The following is a 21,699-nucleotide window of genomic DNA, read 5'->3' on the forward strand; positions in this document are numbered from 1 at the left end:
GGCGGCAGGCCCTGGACGAATTGGCGGGAAACGCCGCCATCGGCGAACAGCACCCGATTACCCGTCGCCTGGGCCGCCGCCCACTGTGCGCGCGCGCCTTGTTCGGAGGACGCCACACAAAGCACCGTGCCACGGGGCTCCAGCCGGTAGGTATTGGCTTCACCGGTGGGGCCGGGCAATGTCAGGACAATGGGCATCGCGGAAGCCCCGCCACCTACCGGCAACTGCGAAGGACGCAGCGACAACAGCCTGTACAGATACAGCGGCCCTCCGGCCTTGGGACCGGTGCCCGACAGCCCCTCGCCGCCGAAGGGCTGCACGCCCACCACCGCGCCGACGATATTGCGATTGACGTACATATTGCCGGCATGCACCCGGGACGTGACGTGGCCGATGGTTTCGTCGATCCGCGTGTGGACGCCGAAGGTCAGGCCGTATCCCGTGGAATTGATGTCTTCCAGCAGGTTGTCCAGTTGATCCCGCTTGTAGCGCACGACGTGCAGTACCGGTCCGAACACTTCACGCTTGAGCTCGCGCACGCTGCCGATTTCGATCAAGGTGGGCGCGACGAAAGTGCCATTGCGGCAGGCCGGAGATAGCGGAATCTGCGTGACCGGCTTGCCGGCGGTACGCATGCCTTCGATATGGCGTTGTATGCCTTCCCTTGCCTCGTTGTCGATGACCGGGCCGACATCCGTCGACAGGTGGTCCGGATTGCCGACCCGCAACTCGGCCATGGCACCACGCAGCATTTCCAGCACGCGGTCGGCACTGTCCTGCTGGACGCACAGCACGCGCAGCGCCGAACAGCGTTGACCGGCGGAATCGAAAGCCGAAGTCAGTACGTCGTAGACGACTTGCTCGGTCAGCGCGGAAGAGTCCACCACCATCGCGTTCTGGCCGCCCGTTTCGGCGATCAGCGGAATGGTATGGCCGGCATCATCCAGGCGATCGGCCAGACTGCGCGCAATCAGGCGCGCCACATCGGTGGACCCGGTGAATAGCACGCCCCGGATATCGGGACTGGCCACCAGCGCCGCGCCGACGGTCTCGCCACGGCCGGGAAGCAGTTGCACCGCGTCCTCGGGCACGCCCGCCGCACGCAGGATGTCGACGGCCCGTGCCGCGATCAGCGGGGTCTGTTCGGCCGGCTTGGCGATCACCGCATTGCCCGCGGCCAGCGCCGCGGCCACCTGGCCGGTGAAAATGGCCAAGGGGAAATTCCAGGGACTGATACACAGCACCGGCCCCAGCGGGCGATGAGTGGCATTATCGAACTCGCGCTCGGCCTGTTCGGCGTAATAGCGCAGGAAATCGACGGCTTCACGCACTTCGGCAATCGCGTTCGGCAAGGATTTCCCCGCTTCCCGCACAATGAGCCCGAGCAGTGTTTGCATCTGCTCTTCCAGCATCTGCGCGGCGCGGCGCAGGCACAGCGCGCGCTCGGTCACCGGCGTGGACTGCCAGATCGACGCGCCCTGCCCCGCACGGCGCAGCGCCTCCTGCGTCTCGGCTTCGGAGGCCTCGACGACATGGCCGACGATATCGCGGTGGTCCGCGGGGTTGCGCACGGGTACGGCACGCGCGTCATCCCATGCATTCGGCCCGACCGTGGGATAGGCGCGCCAGGCCGTCGCCGTGCTGGAAAGCAAGGCGGCGGACAGCGATGCCAGGCGGTGTTCGTTGCTGAGGTCGAGCCCTTGCGAATTGGCGCGCGCGCCCGAGCGAATGCTGCCGTAAAGCTCGCGCGGCAGCGGGATTTTCTCGTGAGGCGCCCCCAGCGGGACGATCGCCGACGCCGCTTCCACCGGGTCTTCGATCAATTCGTCGATCGATATGCTGTGGTCGCCGATGCGGTTCACGAAGGACGTATTGGCGCCGTTCTCCAGCAGCCGGCGAACCAGATAAGCCAGCAGCGTTTCGTGGGTGCCGACGGGCGCATAAATGCGGCAGGGACGATTCAGCTTGCCCTGCGCCACGGGGCCCACCACTTCCTCGTACAGCGACTCGCCCATGCCGTGCAGGCACTGGAACTCGTACTGGCCCGGATAGTAGTTCTGCCCCGCCAGCTGGTAGATCGCGGCAAGGGTATAGGCATTATGGGTGGCGAATTGCGGGAAGACCGCTTCGGGCGCGCCCAGCAGCTTACGCGCGCAGGCCAGGTATGCCACGTCCGTATAGACCTTGCGCGTATAGACCGGGTAACCCTCCAGGCCGTCCACCTGCGCCCGCTTGATCTCGCTATCCCAATACGCGCCCTTGACCAGCCGTATCATCAGGCGATGGCGGCTGCGGCGCGCCAGATCGATGACGTAGTCGATAACGAACGGCGCGCGCTTCTGGTAGGCCTGGATCACGAAGCCGATACCGTTCCAGCCTTCCAGCTCCGGGTCGAAGCACAGCGCTTCCAGCAGATCCAGTGAAATTTCGAGGCGGTCCGCTTCTTCCGCATCGATGTTCAGACCGATGTCGTAGCCGCGCGCCAGGCGCGTCAGCGACTGCACGCGCGGCAGCAGCTCCGCCATGACACGGTCGCGCTGTGCGCGCGAATACCGCGGATGCAAGGCCGAGAGCTTGATGGAAATGCCGGGCCCCTGGTAGATGCCCCGTCCCGCGGCCGCCTTGCCGATGGCATGGATGGCCTGCTCGTACGACGCAAAGTAGCGGTCGGCGTCCGCCGATGTGGTCGCCGCCTCGCCCAGCATGTCGTAGGAATAGCTGAAGCCCTTGGCTTCCATTTTGCGATTATTGGCCAGGGCCTCCGATATGGTCTGGCCGGACACGAACTGCTCGCCCATCATGCGCATGGCGATGTTCACACCCTTGCGGATCAGGGGCTCGCCGCCCTTGCCGATGAGACGTGTCAAGGCGCGCGAAAGGGATTGTTCGCTGTTCACCGCCACCAGCTTGCCGGTAAGCATCAGGCCCCACGTCGCGGCATTCACGAACAGCGAAGGCGATTCGCCGACGTGCGAGCGCCAGTCTCCCCGCGCCACCTTGTCGCGGATCAGGGCATCGCGCGTGGCACGATCCGGGATGCGCAGCAGGGCTTCGGCCAGGCACATCAGGGCCACGCCCTCCTGGCTGGACAGGGAAAACTCCTGGATCAGCCCTTCCACCCCGCCGCCGGTACGTTTTTCCCGCAGGGCCCGCACCAGGCTGGCCGCCATGGCGTGGATTTTTTCCGGGTTGGGCATCCGCGCCTGTCCCAGCAGGAGCGGAACGCATTCCGGCTCGGGTCGCCGATAGGCCGCGGTGATGGCCGCGCGCAAGACGGATTGCGACTGCACGTCCTGACCGAACTCGAAAAAAGGCGGCACCTGGGCCTGCGGTTGCAGCTCGGGCTCTTCGGCGGGTCCCTCTCCCCCGGTGAAGTGCGCAATTTCAGCCGGCAACTGACCACGCTCGATACGGTCGAGATAAGCCACAATGGCTTGCTTGTGCAGCCAATGCGGCGTGCACTTCAGTTTGGATGCCGCGTCCTTCAGACGGTCGCGCAACGTTTCGTCGACTTTGACGCCAAGAGTGGTAGTGCCCATGCTGGCTTGATACTCGCTATTTCTTGAAAAGGGCTGGATAGACCTCGCCCAAGGCGGAGGTTCACCGCGATAGTAGGCGGGTTACACCTAACCGAGTATTAAGGTTAACCCTAGGTTTCCTCAGCACTTCTCTCGAGTGGAGACCGTCGGGCCAGCCTCCATTCCAGCGATCATTCAGCCGACATCGCAGCCCTTGAGTTGCACCGCCTCGCTGCCGGCCTGGGCGCGGGCTCCTCCCGCCCGGATACCGCTGGCGATGGTCGCCGCCAAATCGGCGGTCGCCCTCTGCTGCGCGGCCACCGCACGCGCGGGCGTAGCGCCATCCAGGGGAACGTGAATCACACTGCGGCACAGCAGCGTCTGGCCCGGCAGGTTCAAAGGCCGCACCCGCCAGGTCGCATCCAGTACCGCCTCGCCATGCGCCGTCGCATCGAAGCGCTGCACATCCAGTTGGACTCGCCACACAGCCGCGTTGGCGGGCGCGTTAATGGATTGCACATCGACCACGCCCAGATCGCGCACCAGGTTATAGGACAAGGCGCCACGGATTTCGTCGGAAAGGGGAGCCGTCCAGCGATCGGAGTAATACGCCGCGACCACGCCGTCGGCTTCGCGCAGCATGATCTGGGGCTGATCGGCCTGCGGCGGCACGGTGACAGGCAGGACATCCAGCAGGAAAGGCGGCTTGCCGCCATCCGACGGGGCCGCCGCGCGCGACTCCTGGCCGGCATCCGGCCTAAGCAGAGTGTAGTAATGCACCGGGGGAGAAGTAGAGCACCCGGCCAGCGCGGCCCCAAGTACCGCCGGTGTGAGCACGCGTCGAATCGTCGAGTTCATCGTGGGCTCCTGGTATTACCGTAGTTGGGCAACGGATCCGGCCCACGACCGCGTAGCAGGGCCTCCGGATTGGTCTGAAGATAGTCAGCCAGCGCCCGCAGCGAGCGCGCCGCCCTCGATAGCTCGTCCATCGCATTCTGCGCGTTGAGCGGCAAGGGCGAATCCGGAGCCAACAGATTACCCAAATCGGCGAGGGATTTGTTGGCTTGTTTGAGCAATGCCTCCGCCTGCGGAGCGAGCTGCTTGTCCAGGCGTGCCGTCAGGCGCGCGGTATTCGCCAGCGTCTGCTGCAAATCCGTGCCTATTTTGTCGAACGGGATCTTGTCCAGCTTGGCCGCGACATTGGCGATCTGTTGCTGCAATTGGTCCAGGTTCCCAGGCTGCGTCGGAATCCTCGCCGGTGTGGACATCTCGAATGCCACCGGCTTGGCGTTCGGAAACACATCCAGCGCGACATACAGCTGGCCGGTCAACAGATTCGAACTGCGCAGCTGTGCCCGCAATCCGTGCTGCACCATGGAGCCCAACAGACGGCCACCCGGGTGTGTGGTGCCTTCCCCGCCGGCCTTTTTATCCTCTCGCTCGGAATATTCGCGCACCCGATCAAAGACAGCCCCGAGCCGCTGGGGGTACAGATTGGCATGGACAAGCGCGAAGAAGCGCTTCGACGCGCGGTCGAAATCCATACTGATGGAGTCCACCTGCCCCAGCACCACACCATTGAAATCGATGGGCGCACCCACGCTCAGGCCGCGTATCGATTGGTCGAAGCGCATGACGATGGGGAACGGCTCCCCGTCCTGCTTCGCCTGGGCGGCGGCCTCCGTGCCGTATAGCGTAAACACCGTATCCGCCTTGGCCGGTGTTTCCGTCGTGTCATCATCCGGCTGGCCGAAGGCGATGCCGCCCACGGCCACGGACAGCAGGGACTGCGTGCGTACCTTCAGGCCATCGGCGTTAAGGGTGAAATCCACACCGCTGGCATTCCAGAAGTGCGTATCGGTAGTCACGAACTTGTCGTTGGGCGCATCGACGAACAACTGGATGTTCACGAACTTGCCGGTAGGGTCCAATTGGTATCCGATCACCTGCCCCACACTGATGCGCCGGTAATAGACCGGCGAGCCCACGTCCAGGGACCCCAGATCCATGGCCCGCACCGTGAACCGCTTGCCCGGCCGGTCGTGGGTGACTTCAGGCGGTGTCTCCAGTCCGACGAACTCCGTTTTTTCTTCATCCGACGCCGACTTTGTCGCGTCCTTGCCATTCTTGGCATCCACACCGATATAAGCGCCGGAGAGCAACGTACCGAGACCGGAAACGCCGCTAAGGCCCAGGCGCGGCCGCACGACCCAGAATTGCGTGCCTTCCCGCGCGATGCTGGCAGCCTCCTTGACCAGATCCGCCTTGACGATCACCTGGGACCGGTCTTCGCTGAGATGGATGCTGCGCACCGTGCCGATATTGACGTCCTTGTAACGGACCTGGGTCTTGCCGACTTCCAGGCCCTCCGCCGTCTTGAAGGTGATGGTGACGGTAGGTCCGGATTCCCACCACGTCTTGGCAACCAGGGAGAGCCCGGCGACCGCGGCGACGAATGGTACTAGCCAGATCCAGGAAATACGGCGCTTGCGCCGGGTGACCTCCGGAGTCCGGATCCCTGGGTTGTCTCCGGACGATGCTGGGTCTGACATACAGCTGCTTCCTTATTCCTCTTGTTTGTGGATCGCATTGCCCAAGGCCTGCATGGCCGACGGCGGATTGGCCGCCGGGTGGGCAACCCGGGGCGACAACGGCGTCGCATGATCGGCCTCATCGGCGGCCATATCCCAACCGTACCGCGGATCGAAGCTCATTGCGGCCAGCATGGTCAAAATGACAACCGTACCAAAAGCGCCGGCCCCAGCCCCAGCGCTGATAGTCATCAAGCCCTGGAAATGCGCGAGCGCGGCCAGCAGGATGACGACAAATACGTCCAGCATCGACCATTGACCGATGAACTCCACCATACCGTACAAACGCGTGCGCTGACGCAGCCCCGTCGCGCTGCCCCGCTGCACCTTCCATGCCAGCACGGCAAGCGCCAGCAGCTTGGTCAGCGGCACCATCACGCTGGCGACGAAGACAATCAAGGCGATATCCCACGAGCCGGTTTGCCACAGTTCGATCACACCGCCCAGTATCGTGTGCCCGCTGTCGCCGAAAATCGACTCGATATTCATGACGGGCAGGACATTGGCCGGAATATAAAGAATCGCCGCCGCGATGAGCAACGCCCAGGTCCTGGCCAAGTGATCCGGTTTACGCAGATGCAGCGGGCTGTCGCACCGAACGCAGCGATGCGGCGAATCCGGATGCGCGCGAGGCAAAGCCTGTACCTGCCCGCACACATGGCACCCGGCCAATGCATCGCCCGGGCGGGTATGAGGAATATGCAGATCCACGGCCCCTGCCCGCTCCGCATAATGCCAGAGCGATTGCGAAGAAAGACGGCCCAGCGTGGTCAATAATATGGTCAACAGGGCAAAACCGGCCAGCCCGACCCCGGGCGACACCGACGCCATCCCGGCCAGCTTTACGACAGCGACAAGCACGCCCAACACGAATACCGGGACCATGCTCCACGGCGCGAGCAGGCGCAACATACGGGTAGAGGAAGCGAAGGCGGGAGGACGGGCGCCCGTCGAGAGGGGGTAAAGCACCCAGACCAGCAATACCAGTTGCAGCAATGGGAGGACCAGCCCGGCCAGGCCGGTCATGACCGCAACGACCTCATGACCCTGCCGCCACGTGACGAGAACCGCCTCCGGCAATGAGGCCGCCTGCACCATACCCTGCACGCGCATGATGGCGACAGGATAGGCATTGGCGATGATGAAAACAATCAGGGCGGCGAGCGCAAGCGCAAGCCACCCCGAGGGATGAAGGCCACTGTAGCGCCACAGCACCGAGCCGCAGCGACTGCAGGAAGCCTGTTCACCTGGCCTCAGCTCCTGGCGGCGGTAGATCGTGCCGCAATGCTCGCAGGAGATAAGAGGCGATGTCGACGCCATTACTCCGCCAGCGCGACTTCCTGCGCATCCGGCGCGTCCGAAGCCGGCTTATCACCGAAGGTAAGTGACACCTTGCCCTCCTGATCGAGATCCACCGTGACCGAGCCGCCATCGACCAGTTTGCCGAACAACAGCTCGTCGGCCAGGGCGCGGCGTATCGTGTCCTGGATCAGGCGCTGCATCGGACGTGCACCCATGAGCGGATCGAACCCCTCTTTCGCGAGATGATCGCGCAAGGCTTCCGTGAAAACGGCGTCGACGCGGCGCTCATGCAACTGGTCTTCCAGCTGCATCAGGAACTTGTCGACCACGCGCAGGATGATTTCGCGCGAAAGCGGTGCGAAGGGGATGATGGCATCCAGACGGTTGCGGAATTCCGGAGTGAACATCCGGCGGATCTCCGCCATCTCGTCGCCCACCACCCGCGCATTGTTGAAGCCGATCGACGGACGGTTCAACGTTTCCGCGCCGGCGTTCGTGGTCATGATCAGGATGACATTGCGGAAATCGGCCTTGCGTCCGTTGTTGTCCGTCAACGTGCCGTGGTCCATGACCTGCAGCAGGATGTTGAAAACGTCCGGGTGCGCCTTTTCGATTTCATCGAGCAGCAGCACACAGTGCGGCTGCTTGGTGATCGCTTCGGTCAGGAGACCGCCCTGGTCGAAGCCGACATATCCCGGCGGGGCGCCGATCAGGCGCGACACCGCGTGCCGTTCCATGTATTCGGACATATCGAAGCGCAGCAGCTCCACACCCATGGTGAATGCCAGCTGGCGCGCTACTTCGGTCTTGCCCACGCCGGTCGGGCCGGAGAACAGGAAAGCACCGATCGGTTTCTCGGGCTTGCCCAGACCGGAACGCGCCATTTTGATCGAGGCGGAAAGAGCCTCGATGGCGTTGTCCTGCCCGAACACTACCGTCTTCAGATCGCGATCCAGCGTGGCCAGCTTGCTGCGATCGTCGTTGGATACGGATTGCGGCGGAATGCGGGCGATCTTCGAGACGATATTCTCGATATCGACCTTGCCGATCACCTTCTTCTGGCGCGAACGAGGCAGCAGGCGCTGCGCGGCACCCGCTTCGTCGATCACATCGATGGCCTTGTCCGGCAGATGGCGATCGTTGATATGGCGCGCCGACAACTCGGCGGCCGCCAACAGCGCCGCGGCCGAATAGCGGACATTATGGTGTTCTTCGAAACGGGTCTTCAAGCCACGCAGAATCTGCACAGTTTGTTCGACGCTGGGTTCGCTGACATCGATCTTCTGGAAGCGGCGCGACAAGGCGTGGTCTTTTTCGAAGACCCCACGATATTCCGTGTAGGTGGTCGCGCCGATGCACTTGAGCTGGCCGGACGACAACGCCGGCTTGAGCAGATTCGAGGCATCCAGCGTCCCGCCCGACGCGGAGCCCGCGCCGATCAGGGTATGGATTTCGTCGATGAACAGAATCGCATCGGGATTGCCGCGCAATTGCTTGAGCACGCCCTTCAGGCGCTGTTCGAAATCGCCGCGGTATTTGGTCCCGGCCAGCAACGCGCCCATATCCAACGCATAAACCTGGGCTGCCTGCAGAATTTCCGGCACTTCGCCACGGGTGATGCGCCAGGCAAGGCCTTCCGCGATCGCGGTCTTGCCCACGCCCGCTTCGCCCACCAGCAAAGGATTGTTCTTGCGGCGCCGGCAGAGAACCTGGATAACGCGTTCGACTTCGGATTCGCGGCCAATCAGCGGATCGATGCGGCCCGCAAGGGCAGCGGCGTTCAGGTCCGTCGCATACTGGTCCAACGGCGACTGGCGGGACTCGCCCTGTTCCTCGGGATTGGGCTGCTGTTCCTTTTGCGAGGCGGCCGATTCGACTTGCGGCTGCTTGGTGATCCCGTGCGACAGGAAGTTGACCACGTCCAGGCGCGTCACCCCCTGCTGCTGCAGGTAATACACCGCGTGCGAATCCTTCTCGCCGAAAATCGCCACCAGCACATTCGCGCCGGTCACGGGCTTCTTGCCGCTGCCGCCGGCCGAAACATGCATGATCGCGCGCTGAATGACACGCTGGAAGCCCAGCGTCGGCTGGGTGTCCACCTCGGCGCCGCTGGGAATGACAGGCGTGTTCTCGTTCACGAACTGACGCAGATTGCGACGCAGGTCGTCGAGATTGGCGGCGCAAGCGCGCAGCACTTCCACCGCGGAAGCGTTGTCGAGCAGCGATAACAGTAGATGCTCTACTGTAATAAATTCGTGCCGGGCCGAACGGGCCTCGACGAATGCCATATGCAGGCTAACTTCAAGCTCTTGGGAAATCACGCTTCCTCCATAACGCATCGAAGCGGACAAAAACACAATTCATATTCTATGCCTATCAGGGCGTAACGCCAGCGATTTCAAATTCGATCCGGTCGTAACGGCCCCGGCTGTCCATTACCGTAAGCGTATACCGACCGGCGCGCCCCAACGACACCGTAAACGGATGATCCGCCCGCGCCTGTCCCAGCACCCGGCCGTCCAGCATCCACCATACCTCACCTTGCGCCCCCATCGCGTCTACGTCGAACGCGATAAGACGCCGTCCCGGCAAAGGCCTCAGAACCGCGCCCTGCGCCAGGCCCACCACCCGCAAGGGTGCCTGGCCCGGATCCGCATAACCCGCGAACGAGGGTGGGACAGTGTTGTTCAAAGCCCACGCCGCACGCGGTTCCGGACACATTTTGGCCTCCACGCTTTCCCGTCGCACCCCCAGCGGCCAGCAGATGACCACGGATTGCACGCTGGGCGGCCGGATACGCGCACGCGCCGGCCCGTCGGGCAGTGCGGCGACCACGTCCCGCAATAATGGCGCGGCGACGTTGGCGCCAAAAAACCCCGGATTCGGCGTGCCATCGGGCCGGCCCACCCAAACGCCGATCGTCCAATTGTCCGTCACCCCGACTGCCCAGGCGTCACGAAACCCGAAACTCGTGCCCGTCTTCCAGGCCAATGCCTTGCCTGGCGCACCGCTTTGGTGAAACGGCCGGTCCGGATGGCCTCCGCCTTCGAGGATATCGCGCACTATCCATGCCGCGCCCGCGCTGATCATGCGGGACTCCAGCAAGGGTTCGGCCGGATCGAGCCGCGGATGGCCGGCCAGGCCGTCGCGCGCCAGGGCACGGTATGCGCCCACCAGTTCTTCCAAGGTGGTGCCACCACCGCCCAAAATCAAGCTTAGATTCGGCGAAGCCCCCGCCGGCATGCGCAGACGAACGCCACCGCTAAGCATAACCGAAGCAAAATGCGCCGGTCCGACACGATCCAGCAAGTCCACCGCCGGTACGTTGAGCGAGCGTTGCAATGCTTGCGCAACGCTGACCGGACCCGAGAATGCCGCCTGGAAATTGCCCGGCGCATAACCGCCGAACGAAATCGGAACGTCCATCAGCAGGCTTTCCGAATGAATCAGGCCATCGTCCAATGCCAAACCATACAGGAACGGCTTCAGTGTAGACCCGGGCGAGCGCACCGCCGCGACCATGTCCACGTGGGCATAACGGGTATTGTCGGTATAGTCGGCCGATCCGGCATACGCACGAATGGCGAGGCTATCGTTATCCATGACAAGCACCGCCATGGAAACCTTGGGCGGCAACGCATCGACGCGATCCAGCAGCAGTTGTTCCACGCGTGCCTGCAGTTCGGCATCGATGGTGGACGCGATACGCTGCGTTCCCGGCCGGGCGGGAGATCCGGCGGCCGATCCCATGCACGTGGGGCAGGATACGGTGGACCCGGCCTTCGCCTCGCGCAACAGGCGCTGCGCCGCGAGCGGCGCCAGCCAATGCGCACGCAATGGCGGCGCCATGACCGGTTCCATCTTGGCGTCGGCCACCTGGCCGGGGGTCCAGCGTCCCAGCGCCGCCATGCGATCCAGCACCTTATCGCGGGCGGAGCGGGCCAGTTCCGGGTTGCGGTCGGGACGCAGCAGCGACGGCGACTGCGGCAAGGCCGTCAACAGTGCGGACTCGCCGGCGCTGAGATCGCGCGCGGACTTGCCCAGCCAAAGCCGGGAAGCCATCTCGACCCCCTGCACGATGCCGCCCATGGGCGCCCGGCTGAGATACATCGCAAGGATCTCGTCCTTGCTGTAGTGGAGTTCCAGCTGCAGGGCCCGCAGCGCCTGGCGGGCTTTGGCACCCAGGGTGCGGGATGGATGGCCGGCGAGCGCGGGATCGATCAGACGCGCCACCTGCATCGTCAGCGTCGAACCGCCGGACACGATGTGGCCGGACAACAGCCACTGGGCCGCCGCGCGCGCCATCGCGACGGGATTGATGCCGGGATGCCAGCGGAACCAGCGGTCCTCGTAGGTCAATAGTGTCTGCAGGTACAGGGGAGAAACATCTCCCGGCTGAACGGGATAGCGCCAGATCCCGTCCCGGCTGGGGTAGTTGCGCAACGGCGTGCCGTCGGCTGCGGTGACCACAACGGCACCGTCCGCATAAGGCGGTGGCAGAGGATACAGGCGATCCAACACGAGTGCGCACACGCATGCCAGCAGGACGAAACCCGCCACCAGCGCAGCAGCGAGGGTACGCGCGCGGCGGTTTTTTCTTCCGCGCGGAACCTTCGCTTCGGGGACCATCGTCATGGCTGTGGCGGCGCGCCGCGATCGCGGATTTCGATATCGCCCCATGACGCACCGACACCCTGGACCTCCGGACGATACATGTCCTCGCCCACGGTCGACGGCACCGCGTACCGGCCGGGCGTCACCACGCGCAGCAGATAGAAAATGTCGACCGGCCCCTGCCCCAGGGACACCGCGGCGACGTAGCGATCATCGCGGAACTCCGTGTGCTTGATGCGGGGATCGGACAACGCGTCGGCCACGCGATGTTGGGCGATGGTCCAATCGTTCATATCCGGATTCTGCGACAGGTTCAGGTTCTCGACCTCCAGGCCCGCCGGCACGCGGTCGGTAATCAGGCCGTCGGGAATGGCCTGGCTCGCGTCCGCGCGTATCCACGCGACCAGGATATCGCCGGTCTGCAGCGTGCCACCGTCCCAGGCCTTGCCGTCCGGCCGATACCATTGCCGCTGCAAACGGATGACGCCATCGCGCGGTGCCGGCGGATGGTCGGCCGTCCCCTGTATGTCGATTTCCGCGTACACAGGCCGCGCGCCGGTATTGGACAGCTGCATGCCATCGATATCGCCGGGCTGGAGGGTTACGGTACGGTCCTCGCTTCCTTGCAGTACCGTGCGGCCGGCGCCCCTGGACAGGGTGGCTTCCCAGGCTCCGGGCGCGCCGCCCTTGGCCGCGCGCGCGGCCATCAGCAGCGCCATTTCTTCCTGCGTCGAGAAATACGATCGCCCCCCCAGGCGCGCGGCGAGTTCCGTCATCAGGACTTCCCGGCGCGGGTGCTGCAGATCGTATTGCCCCATCAGCGCATAGGACAAGGCAAGGTCGCGTACCGCGCTGCCATAGTCACCCATCCACTCATCCACGCCGCCGGACATGGTGCCGAAACCGTATGGACGGCTCATGGCCGCGTCCAGCGCCGCACGCGCCCGGTCGGCGTCCCCCATCAGTTTGAAGGCGGCGGCAAGCTGGACCAAAGGCAGCGGCGAACGCGCGCGCGCCTGGTAGTTGTCGAATAACTGGCGTACCGTGGCCAGCGGCGCCTTGCCGTCGCGAGCAAGCACCAGCGATGCTGCGGCCAGGCCGGCGAAGCGACGGTGATCGTCGCGCAGCACGCTGTGGGCGTCCGCCGGGATACGGCCGTTCTGCACCGCCGCGCGCAGTTGCGCGGACCAGACGCCGAAGCCGGAAGGCGCTCGCTGCACCTGCTCCAACAGCCAGCCGCGCGAGCGATCCAGCACGGTCTCGGGTACGCTGAACCCGCGGTCGCGGACGTCCTGCAAAAAGCCGACGGCATACGCCGTCAGCCAAACGTCGCGCGCCCCCGCCGGTCCGCCCCATAGCGAATAGGCGCCGCTGGAACCGCGCATGCCGGACAAGCGCTGCAGTGCCCTGTCCACCCTGTCCTGGCGTGCCGCCGGCGAGAAATCCTTCACGCCATACAGGCGCGCGCTATCCGCGTCCATCAACAGCCAAGGCAATGCCGCGCTGATGGTCTGCTCCGTGCACCCATAGGGATATGTCAGCAGGTTGCCGACGATCCGCTGCACATTGAACGGCGGACGATCGGACACGGTCAGGCTGGCGGTGATGGAGTCGGGGTAATACCCCGCTACCCATGCGGCATCCAGGCGCCTGCTGTCGCCCGGCATCAACCGCAGGCGGCGCACCTGACGCTCGGGCGCCTGCGCGGGCTCGACCTGGAGCACCGATTCGCGCACGATGTGGACGGCGTCCGCGCCACCCTGGCCGGACACGGACAAACGCAACAAGCCCAGGCCATACGATCCCGTGGTCGTGGCGGTGTAGCGCAGAGTCGTGCGCTGCTGGTTTTTCAGCGTGACCGTGCGCTCTCCGTCGGCAATCGACAGGGGATCGCGCGCCTGCAGCGATACGGAAAACGTTTGCGTCGCGCCGCTAAGATTCGTGACGTCAAGCGCGATCGCCGCGCGGTCCCCCGGCGTTATGAAACGTGGCGTACTGAGCTCGGCCACCACCGGTGCGGCGACCACCATCTCGGCGTCCGCGCTGCCATATCGGTCCGCGGTGAAGGCAACCGCCATCAAACGCAAGGTTCCGTTGAAATCCGGCACATCCAATGGGATCTCGGCTTCGCCCTTGGCGTCCAGTGTTACGGGGCCGGAGAACAGGTCCACCAATTTGACCTTCTTGGGCAGCGGACGCGTATCTCCGCGCATCGCCGCATCGCCGCCCCATTTCAGGCGCCCTTTCGTGCCATCCATCTTCTCGATCAGTTTGCCGTACATGTCGAGCAGGTCGGGAGCATAACGATGCTTGCCGAAGAAAAAGCCATACGGGTCCGGCGTCGCATAGCGGTCTATGTTCAGGATGCCGACGTCGACCGCGGACAACGTTACCGTCGCCTTGGTATCGGCGGCGCCGTCGATCTTGACCTTGACGGTAGTGCGTGCCTCCGGGCGGACTTTCGACGGCGCCTGCAGGTGTACGTCCAGCTTGCGAGCCGAGGTATCCAACGGCAAGGGCGCCAGCCCGACCGCGCGCGCCGGCGTCACGCGATCGCCCTGGCTGCCCGGACGAAAGACCACCGCACCGAGGTAAAGATCGTGGCGCTTCCAGGCGGGGTCCACCGGTATGTCGACTTCGGTGCCGGTGGCCTTCGCGTCTATCCACTTCGACCACAGCATGCGATCGCCTTCCACGGTAATCAGGGCATGACCATCATGCGGCGGCGTCAACGTCAGGCGGACGGTATCGCCCGGCTTGGCGGGCAGGCCTTCGACCTTCATGCGCACGCGGTCCGGCCGGTTCCCGGCGGCCTCTTCGCCCTGCGCGCCCCAGCCCGCGTAGAACCGGTAGCGCAGGGTCTGCCCGGTTTCGGAATCGGAGATCTCCAGCCGATACCGGCCATAGCCGACGGGCACATTGAACGTTTCGCGTCCGCTCAGGGGCAAGGAGCGGGAGTCCGCAAGCTCCTCGGTTTCGGTATAGCCGCTGTTCCAGCCCCGCTGCTCGTCGTAGCGCCAGTAGTACTGTCGCTCTTCCCGGTACAAACGAACCTGCGCCTGGCCCAGGGGCCTGATCTTGCCCTCCGCATCGACCCGCACCGCCTCGAAGCCCGCAGGGGTATTTTCCTGGGCCACATCGCCGTCGAAAAGCGGGCGGACCGCGATCAGCATGGGCGCGGGCCAGATCGACCGCGTCAAGGAACGGACGACCGGACGCCCTCCGGACTCCAGCAAGCTGGCCTGAACGCGGACTTGCAGCGGCGAGGCGGCCTTCTGTCCCGACAGATCGACATCGATCCGGCCTTTGCCCTGGTCATCCAGTTGCGACTCGGGAAGCTCCTCGTAATGGCGCAGGCTATCGTCGGCGACGTCGCCGAAAATGAAACCGGGCCATTGTGCCGGCAGCGCCTGACGATCCCGTTTAACGGTAAAACTGGAAAGCAGCCGGTTGCCCGCGGCAGGCGCGCCATACAGATAGTCTCCCTGTACCGCCACCCGCAAGGACTTGCCCGCGGGCATCACGCCTTCCGGCGCGCTCAACAGCAGCTTCATGCGTTCGGGAAGGAATTCCTCCAGATGGAAAGCCCAGGTCGCATCGGCATTACGCACCGAAGGATCGACCCGCAGCTCCAGCATCCATGTGCCGGTCTGCGCATCGGGGGCAAATCAATGGCGTGCCTGACGTAGCCTTGCACCGAAGGATCGGGCCGCCATAACGCACTCTGGACGACGCGCCCGTCGGGCCGTTTCAATGTCGCGGTCAACGGCGAAGCGGCCAGCGGACGGCCATCCGCATCGCGCGGCAGCACCGACACCTGCAGCGTTTCCCCGGGCCGGTACAGGTCCCGCCCGGCGTACACGAATATGCTGTTGTTGACGGCCGGCAGGCCGCCCACATCGAACTCGGATAAATCCAGCGCCGGATCGGCCAGCGACAAAACCGTCATCTCCTTGCCGCGCATGGCGCGCAGCACGCTGGCCCGTTGATAGTCCCCGTCGAAGCGTACATGCCCCTGCGCGTCGGCCGTCGCCTTCGCCAGAGTCCTGCCGCCGCCGTCCAGCAATTCCACGGTATCGCCGGCAATGGGCTCCCCCGATCGCAGCGACACCGAAAACGCTTCGATGCGCCCCTCATAGCGCCTGGCGTGCAAGCCGATATCGCTGACGTAAAAGTAGGTGGTCTGGTATTCCGTCCGGAAGCGCCCCGGCTCGCTCATAACGGCGACGTAAATGCCCGCGTCCTGCAACTCCTTGATGTTCTCGACGGGAAGGAAAGTGACATGGCGGCGGTTCGGCTTATCGTCGGTCAGGAAGCGGCCCTGGTACACGCTTTCGGCGATGGATTTCAAACGATCCAGATCCCAGGCACCGACCGCGCCCTTCAACGACACCGAGTCGACGTAGCCGCCACTTTCCGCATCGTCGTCCGCGTCGCCACCGGACCTTGCGCGATTGCCGGCCAGCAGATCGAAAAACGCCGACACGTGTTCCGGAGCGACTCGAAGGAATTGCACGTCGACCTCCGGCACATTGACCGTAGCCACCGGCAAACCACCGTTCTGCCCGGCTGGCAGCACAACCCCGCGGCTGGCAAAGTAGAACGCAGGCGGCATCGCATCGGTAACCAGCTGGCAATGGGCGGGCTCACGCAACGAGGATCCATCCCCGGCGGGCAGTCCGGCACCCAGCCTGACGGTATAGCGGCGCTGAGGCAAGATGTAGGGAAAGTAAATGACGCGAGGGTTGTCGCCGACCACCCAATTGCCCTGTACCGGCTTGCCGGATGCGGTGACATCGCCCGCTTCGACGGCATGGGTGGCCGCGGACGCGGCCTGGGCCGCGGTTTCATCGCTCGCTTGACCTGCCGTCTTGGCCGCCCCGCCGTCGATGACCTGCAGGTGGCGTCCCAGGTCGCCCTTGCGATCGACCGGCTGGGTAAGCGTGACGGCCAGGGCGAGACTGCCTTGGTATTGCCGGGCGCCGCAGCTCAGTCCCGCGAAGGGGTCGGAGGCGGCCACCGCGGCGCTGGCCGGCGCGGGCGCTGTGCCGGACGAAGCAACGGCGTTGACCGGGGTATCCGGCGGTACGGAAAATCGATGCGCCAGCCATATGGCGATCAGAACGACTACGACGGCCACGATGGCCACGCCCGCCAAACGGCCGGCGCGCTTGCGCTGCTCCACGATACCCCCTCTCCCAAATGCCGACTGAAGCAGCCCCGGCCCGCTTCCCCACGGGCACGTACAGACCTGCCAACTTTATTGCTTATTGCTTTACATATTGCCCTGTCGGCCGAGTCCGGCCAGGCAGGCCGTCAAAGAGGTTCCATCACGCACTGCAAGGGATGCTGCTTGGCACGCGCGTGTTGCGCCACCTGTGCGACGCGGGTCGCCGCGATATCCCGCGGATAGACCCCGCATACGCCGCGGCCCTCGTGGTGTACCTGCAGCATGATTCTGGTGGCCTCTTCTTCGCTTTTGCCGAAAAATTTCTGCAGCACCGCGACGACGAATTCCATCGGGGTGTAATCATCATTCAGCAATACGACCTGGTACATGGGGGGCGGCGCGGTTCGCGCGCTCTCCTTCTCCACGACAAGATCATGCTGAGTATCCGTGCTTGTGCTCATAGCGGCGGCTATTTTATTTAACGGTAGAAAACCGGGTATGGAAATCGGCGTATTTTTACATGTCGAAATGCGTAGTTTCCATACTTGACGCGCGAAAGAAAAACGGCGCATTATCGAAGAATTCTGAGTGCTTTCAACTGCTTGTTAGCCTTGGAAAAAAAGGGGGGGAGACGGCACGGCCGGGGAGCCCTTCTGTCAACATATGATTCAAGAGGCAGTCCGCATGTCTGATACGACCGCAACCGCTGTCCAAGGGGACAACCCAAAATCTACGGGGACCGTGAAGTGGTTCAACGACGCCAAGGGATTCGGTTTCATCACTCCCGACGACGGCGGTGAAGACTTGTTCGCGCACTTCTCGTCTATCCAGATGAACGGGTTCAAGACCCTTAAAGAGGGCCAAAAGGTGGCATTCGAGATCATCCAAGGACCCAAGGGCAAGCAGGCTTTGAACATTACCGCGGCCTGAGCGATCAGTCGTGGCGTTGTAGGCGTCTTCGAGTACCATACGAAGGCGGGGCGGCTGACGCCCCGCCTTTTTTGTGTACTGCTTTCGTACTCATCATGCATAACGGTGCTGTCTTGCTGCAAGCTCAAATCAAGTCCAGGAGAAGCCGCGCGGCCCTGCGCACCCTTCTCGCCGCCGCTACCCTCGCCGTCGCGGTCCTGCCGGGGATGGCCCGCTCCCAGGGTTTCACCGAAGCGCAGCCCCCGCTGCCGAAAACCCAGCTGTCGGCTGGCATCCACATCATCCAGGCCGAGGTCGCCAATACCGACGAGACCCGCGAACGGGGCTTGATGTTCCGCAAGCGGCTGGAAGGCAACGACGGCATGCTGTTCGTGTTCGAGCGGCCCGATAAACAGTGTTTCTGGATGCATAACACTCCCCTTCCGCTATCGATAGCCTTCATCGCCGACGACGGCACGATCGTCAATATCGACGACATGGCCCCCGAAACGGACGATACCCACTGCTCGCGCAAACCCGTCCGATACGCGCTGGAAATGGCCCAGGGCTGGTTTGCGGACCACGGAATCACCACGGGCAAGAAAATCGACGGCCTGCCTTAATTGTATGGAGAAGAATACATAATAAAAAAGCGAGCGGCGATGCTCGCTTTATTGATAATGATAATCACGGTTAATCTGAAAGGATAATACCGCAAGGTAAACAGGGCAGGCGGCGGACATAACCGTCGCCCGTCTTTCAGACCCGTTCCAGAATCACGGCGATACCCTGGCCGACTCCGATGCACATGGTGCACAGGGCGTATCGGCCACCGGTGCGCTCCAACTGGTTGACGGCCGTGGTGGCCAGACGGGCGCCGCTGGCGCCCAACGGGTGCCCCAGGGCAATGGCACCGCCGTTCGGATTGACCCGCGGATCGCCCTCGCCGATACCCAATTCGCGCAGCACGGCAATGCCCTGCGCGGCGAAGGCTTCGTTCAGTTCGATGACATCGATCTGGTCCAGCTTCAAGCCGGTCAGCGCCAGCACCTTGCGCGTGGCGGGCACCGGACCGATTCCCATGATGCGCGGCGGCACGCCGGCCGTGGCCATACCGACGACGCGCGCGCGCGGTGTCAGGCCGTGCCGGCGCAATGCGCCTTCGCCGGCAAGCAGCAGCGCCGCTGCTCCGTCATTGACGCCCGAGGCGTTGCCGGCCGTCACGGTCCCGCCTTCGCGGACCACCCCTTTCAGGCGGCTCAGCGCTTCCATGCTGGTTTCGCGGGGATGCTCGTCCTTGTCTACCAGAACGGGGTCGCCCTTTTTCTGCGGCACGGATACGGGAGTCAATTCGGTATCGAAGTAGCCGGATTGCTGCGCCTTCACGGCCTTTTCCTGGCTGGCCAGAGCGAAGCGGTCCTGGTCCTCGCGGTTGACCTTGAATTCGGTCGCCACGTTCTCAGCGGTCTCCGGCATGGAGTCCACGCCGTACTGCGCCTTCATCAGCTTATTGACGAAGCGCCAGCCTATGGTGGTGTCGTAGATCGCGGCGTTGCGCGAGAATGCCGTCTCGGCCTTGCCCATGACGAAAGGCGCGCGGCTCATGCTTTCGACGCCACCCGCCAGCATCAGGCCGGCCTCGCCCGCGCGTATCGCCCGCGCGGCGCTGCCCAGGGCATCGAGCCCGGACCCGCACAAGCGATTGACCGTGGCGCCGGGGACTTCGACAGGCAACCCGGCCAGCAGAAGCCCCATCCGGGCCACGTTGCGGTTATCCTCGCCCGCCTGGTTGGCGCAGCCGAAAATGACATCGTCAAGCTCGTGCCACTGCACGCCCGCATTGCGCGCCATCAAGGCCTTGATCGGTACGGCGGCCAGGTCGTCCGCGCGGACGGATGACAATGCACCGCCATAGCGGCCGAAAGGAGTACGGATGGCGTCACAAATGTAGGCGTGCTCGGTCATGGCTGGCTCTCGAAAAGTGCGAAGCGGAATGGTATCCCAGTCCATTTTGGACCTTGGCGCCATTGCCAAGGCTTGTCCATGGCATGGACGGCGTCTAGGGCGCGGACGCGCCTTTCGCCGTCGACGAGGCCTTGGCGGCCCGTCCGGCCTCTACGATGGCCTGACGGCGGAATCGCCCCCCAGCCAGATGGTAGAACGCCTGGGGGCAGAACTGGCGCGACACCAGAGATGCCGAGAGCGAGGCCAGGAGCAGCCAGAAGAGCATGGGTTGGCTGCCGGTCATTTCCATGACCACCACGCTGGCAGTGAGTGGCGCCTGCGTGGCGGCGGCCAGAAAAGCCGCCATGGACATGAGTACCAGCACCCGCTGGTCCACCGCGCCATCCATCAGGCGCCAAACGGATTCCCCTATACCGGCGCCGGCGGTCAGTGCCGGCGTGAATATGCCCCCCGGAATACCCGCCCAGTACGATGCCAGGGTAGCCGCCACCTTGGCCAGTCCGAAGCCGTGCTGCTCCAACGGATCTCCCGCCAGCAATTGCGCGGCCGCGCCGTAACCTGTGCCGTAGGTCGTCCCGCCCATGAAGAGGCCCAACGCCGCCAGGGCGATACCCAACACGAAAGCCGTCGCGATCGGATGCGACCTGACGGTGGAACGCCAGCGGGCAGGAACCAGCACGGTTGGGCCCTTGCCGAGCAAGCGTCCGAATATGCCGCCCACCGCGCCGTTGACCACACCGCATAGCAATACCCAGCCGACCATGTGCGTCAGCGTGCCGCCGCCAAATACGCCGAAATACGGGTTGTTGCCGGCCAGCGCGACAACCATGAAGCCCGATGCCAGAACGCCTATCAGGACCAAGCGCTCCCAGCGCAGCACGGTGCTGCGCCCCAATTCCTCGATGGCGAAGATAACGCCGGCCAATGGCGCGTTGAAGGCAGCGGCCAGCCCCCCCGCGGCACCGGCCGCGATCAGCTCGTTGTTGTGGAAGGACCGCAATGGCAACCGGCGGTTCTTCCAGAAGCGCCCCCATGCCAGCATCAGCGCTGCCCCAACCTGCACCGACGGCCCCTCGCGGCCAATGGACGCTCCTGTCAGCAAGCCGAGAAACGTCAACGGGATCTTCCAGACGGTCTGGCGGAGCGAGACGAGACTGTATTGCCCGGCACCTGGCGGTAAGGAAAGCGCGCCGATGACCTGCGGAATCCCGCTGCCCGAAGCATTCGGCGCCAGGCGCAAGGTCAGCCAGCGGATGGCCGCCAGTCCGAAAGGCAGCAGGATGAAAGATAGCCAGGCCGACCGGGCGATCCAGGCGGCATTCCATTTCAGCGCCAGGTCGGCCAGCTGCGCGAAGCCCAGGGAGACCAGCGAAACCAGGGCAGCGCCGCCCAGCAACAAGGCCAGTTCCACCGATTTGCGAGATAGCCTGGAAGCCTGGTGCAGCTTGCGCCGAACGATGCGACGAAGATGCGTGGACCAGCCTCGCAGAGGCGACGGCGAAGATTCGGACATGGAAACGGGGCGATGGGACGGGACAAGGGCGTAACCATACCACCATCCGCCGGGCTATTCCGAGACGCGGCGACGGGAATTCCGATAGGAGTTTAAACAAAAAACAAAGGGCCGCCG

General features: G+C 64.2%; 10 protein-coding genes and 2 pseudogenes. 2 read left to right on the forward strand and 10 right to left on the reverse strand.

What is annotated here, in order from left to right; translation table 11 throughout:
• Positions 1 to 34 precede the first annotated feature (34 nt).
• The 8 genes and pseudogenes from putA to clpS all read right to left on the reverse strand — a co-directional run.
• A pseudogene (gene putA, locus CAL28_RS18150) lies at positions 35 to 3,539 on the reverse strand (trifunctional transcriptional regulator/proline dehydrogenase/L-glutamate gamma-semialdehyde dehydrogenase); the annotation flags it as partial.
• A gap of 174 nt (positions 3,540 to 3,713) precedes the next feature.
• On the reverse strand, positions 3,714 to 4,376 hold the full coding sequence (locus CAL28_RS18155) for a PqiC family protein (protein WP_094842671.1): 663 nt from the start codon (positions 4,374 to 4,376) through the stop codon (positions 3,714 to 3,716).
• The gene (locus tag CAL28_RS18160) at positions 4,373 to 6,070 is read right to left on the reverse strand and encodes a PqiB family protein (protein WP_094842672.1); all 1,698 of its coding nucleotides are present in this window, start codon (positions 6,068 to 6,070) and stop codon (positions 4,373 to 4,375) included. The genes CAL28_RS18155 and CAL28_RS18160 overlap by 4 nt, the downstream gene beginning before the upstream one ends.
• A gap of 12 nt (positions 6,071 to 6,082) precedes the next feature.
• Positions 6,083 to 7,429 (reverse strand): paraquat-inducible protein A, encoded by a 1,347-nt coding sequence (locus tag CAL28_RS18165; protein WP_094842673.1) that lies wholly within the window; start codon positions 7,427 to 7,429, stop codon positions 6,083 to 6,085.
• Positions 7,429 to 9,732: an ATP-dependent Clp protease ATP-binding subunit ClpA gene (clpA, locus tag CAL28_RS18170; RefSeq protein WP_176464035.1), complete on the reverse strand. Its 2,304-nt coding sequence runs from the start codon at positions 9,730 to 9,732 to the stop codon at positions 7,429 to 7,431. The genes CAL28_RS18165 and clpA overlap by 1 nt, the downstream gene beginning before the upstream one ends.
• A 55-nt stretch (positions 9,733 to 9,787) precedes the next feature.
• The gene (gene pbpC / locus CAL28_RS18175) at positions 9,788 to 12,040 is read right to left on the reverse strand and encodes a penicillin-binding protein 1C (protein WP_440588441.1); all 2,253 of its coding nucleotides are present in this window, start codon (positions 12,038 to 12,040) and stop codon (positions 9,788 to 9,790) included.
• A 2-nt stretch (positions 12,041 to 12,042) separates the two neighbouring features.
• Positions 12,043 to 17,213 (reverse strand): annotated as a pseudogene (locus CAL28_RS18180) (alpha-2-macroglobulin family protein).
• Positions 17,214 to 17,341: 128 nt separating this feature from the next.
• Entirely contained in the window at positions 17,342 to 17,656 is a 315-nt protein-coding gene (gene clpS / locus CAL28_RS18185; protein WP_094842676.1) for an ATP-dependent Clp protease adapter ClpS, read from the reverse strand.
• A 223-nt stretch (positions 17,657 to 17,879) separates the two neighbouring features.
• Between clpS and CAL28_RS18190 the strand changes: the two genes are divergently transcribed.
• Both CAL28_RS18190 and CAL28_RS18195 read left to right on the forward strand, forming a co-directional pair.
• Positions 17,880 to 18,125, forward strand: coding sequence for a cold-shock protein (locus CAL28_RS18190; protein ID WP_006220277.1), 246 nt, complete (start codon positions 17,880 to 17,882; stop codon positions 18,123 to 18,125).
• 95 nt (positions 18,126 to 18,220) lie between these two features.
• Entirely contained in the window at positions 18,221 to 18,727 is a 507-nt protein-coding gene (locus CAL28_RS18195) for a DUF192 domain-containing protein (protein ID WP_094842677.1), read from the forward strand.
• A 136-nt stretch (positions 18,728 to 18,863) separates the two neighbouring features.
• Here the strand turns inward: CAL28_RS18195 and pcaF are convergent, their stop codons facing one another.
• On the reverse strand, positions 18,864 to 20,069 hold the full coding sequence (gene pcaF, locus CAL28_RS18200; RefSeq protein WP_094842678.1) for a 3-oxoadipyl-CoA thiolase: 1,206 nt from the start codon (positions 20,067 to 20,069) through the stop codon (positions 18,864 to 18,866).
• 94 nt (positions 20,070 to 20,163) lie between these two features.
• The gene (locus CAL28_RS18205) at positions 20,164 to 21,582 is read right to left on the reverse strand and encodes a chloride channel protein (protein WP_094842679.1); all 1,419 of its coding nucleotides are present in this window, start codon (positions 21,580 to 21,582) and stop codon (positions 20,164 to 20,166) included.
• Positions 21,583 to 21,699: the final 117 nt, after the last annotated feature.

Source organism: Bordetella genomosp. 11, from assembly GCF_002261215.1.
Taxonomy (GTDB): Bacteria; Pseudomonadota; Gammaproteobacteria; order Burkholderiales; family Burkholderiaceae_B; genus Bordetella_C.

Bases quoted from the DNA above. Each gene is read 5' to 3' on its own strand.
- CAL28_RS18155 (WP_094842671.1), bottom strand. From the start codon at position 4,376: ATGAACTCGACGATTCGACGCGTGCTCACACCGGCGGTACTTGGGGCC.
- CAL28_RS18160 (WP_094842672.1), bottom strand. From the start codon at position 6,070: ATGTCAGACCCAGCATCGTCCGGAGACAACCCAGGGATCCGGACTCCG.
- CAL28_RS18165 (WP_094842673.1), bottom strand. From the start codon at position 7,429: ATGGCGTCGACATCGCCTCTTATCTCCTGCGAGCATTGCGGCACGATC.
- pbpC (WP_440588441.1), bottom strand. From the start codon at position 12,040: ATGGTCCCCGAAGCGAAGGTTCCGCGCGGAAGAAAAAACCGCCGCGCG.
- clpS (WP_094842676.1), bottom strand. From the start codon at position 17,656: ATGAGCACAAGCACGGATACTCAGCATGATCTTGTCGTGGAGAAGGAG.
- CAL28_RS18190 (WP_006220277.1), top strand. From the start codon at position 17,880: ATGTCTGATACGACCGCAACCGCTGTCCAAGGGGACAACCCAAAATCT.
- CAL28_RS18195 (WP_094842677.1), top strand. From the start codon at position 18,221: ATGCATAACGGTGCTGTCTTGCTGCAAGCTCAAATCAAGTCCAGGAGA.
- pcaF (WP_094842678.1), bottom strand. From the start codon at position 20,069: ATGACCGAGCACGCCTACATTTGTGACGCCATCCGTACTCCTTTCGGC.
- CAL28_RS18205 (WP_094842679.1), bottom strand. From the start codon at position 21,582: ATGTCCGAATCTTCGCCGTCGCCTCTGCGAGGCTGGTCCACGCATCTT.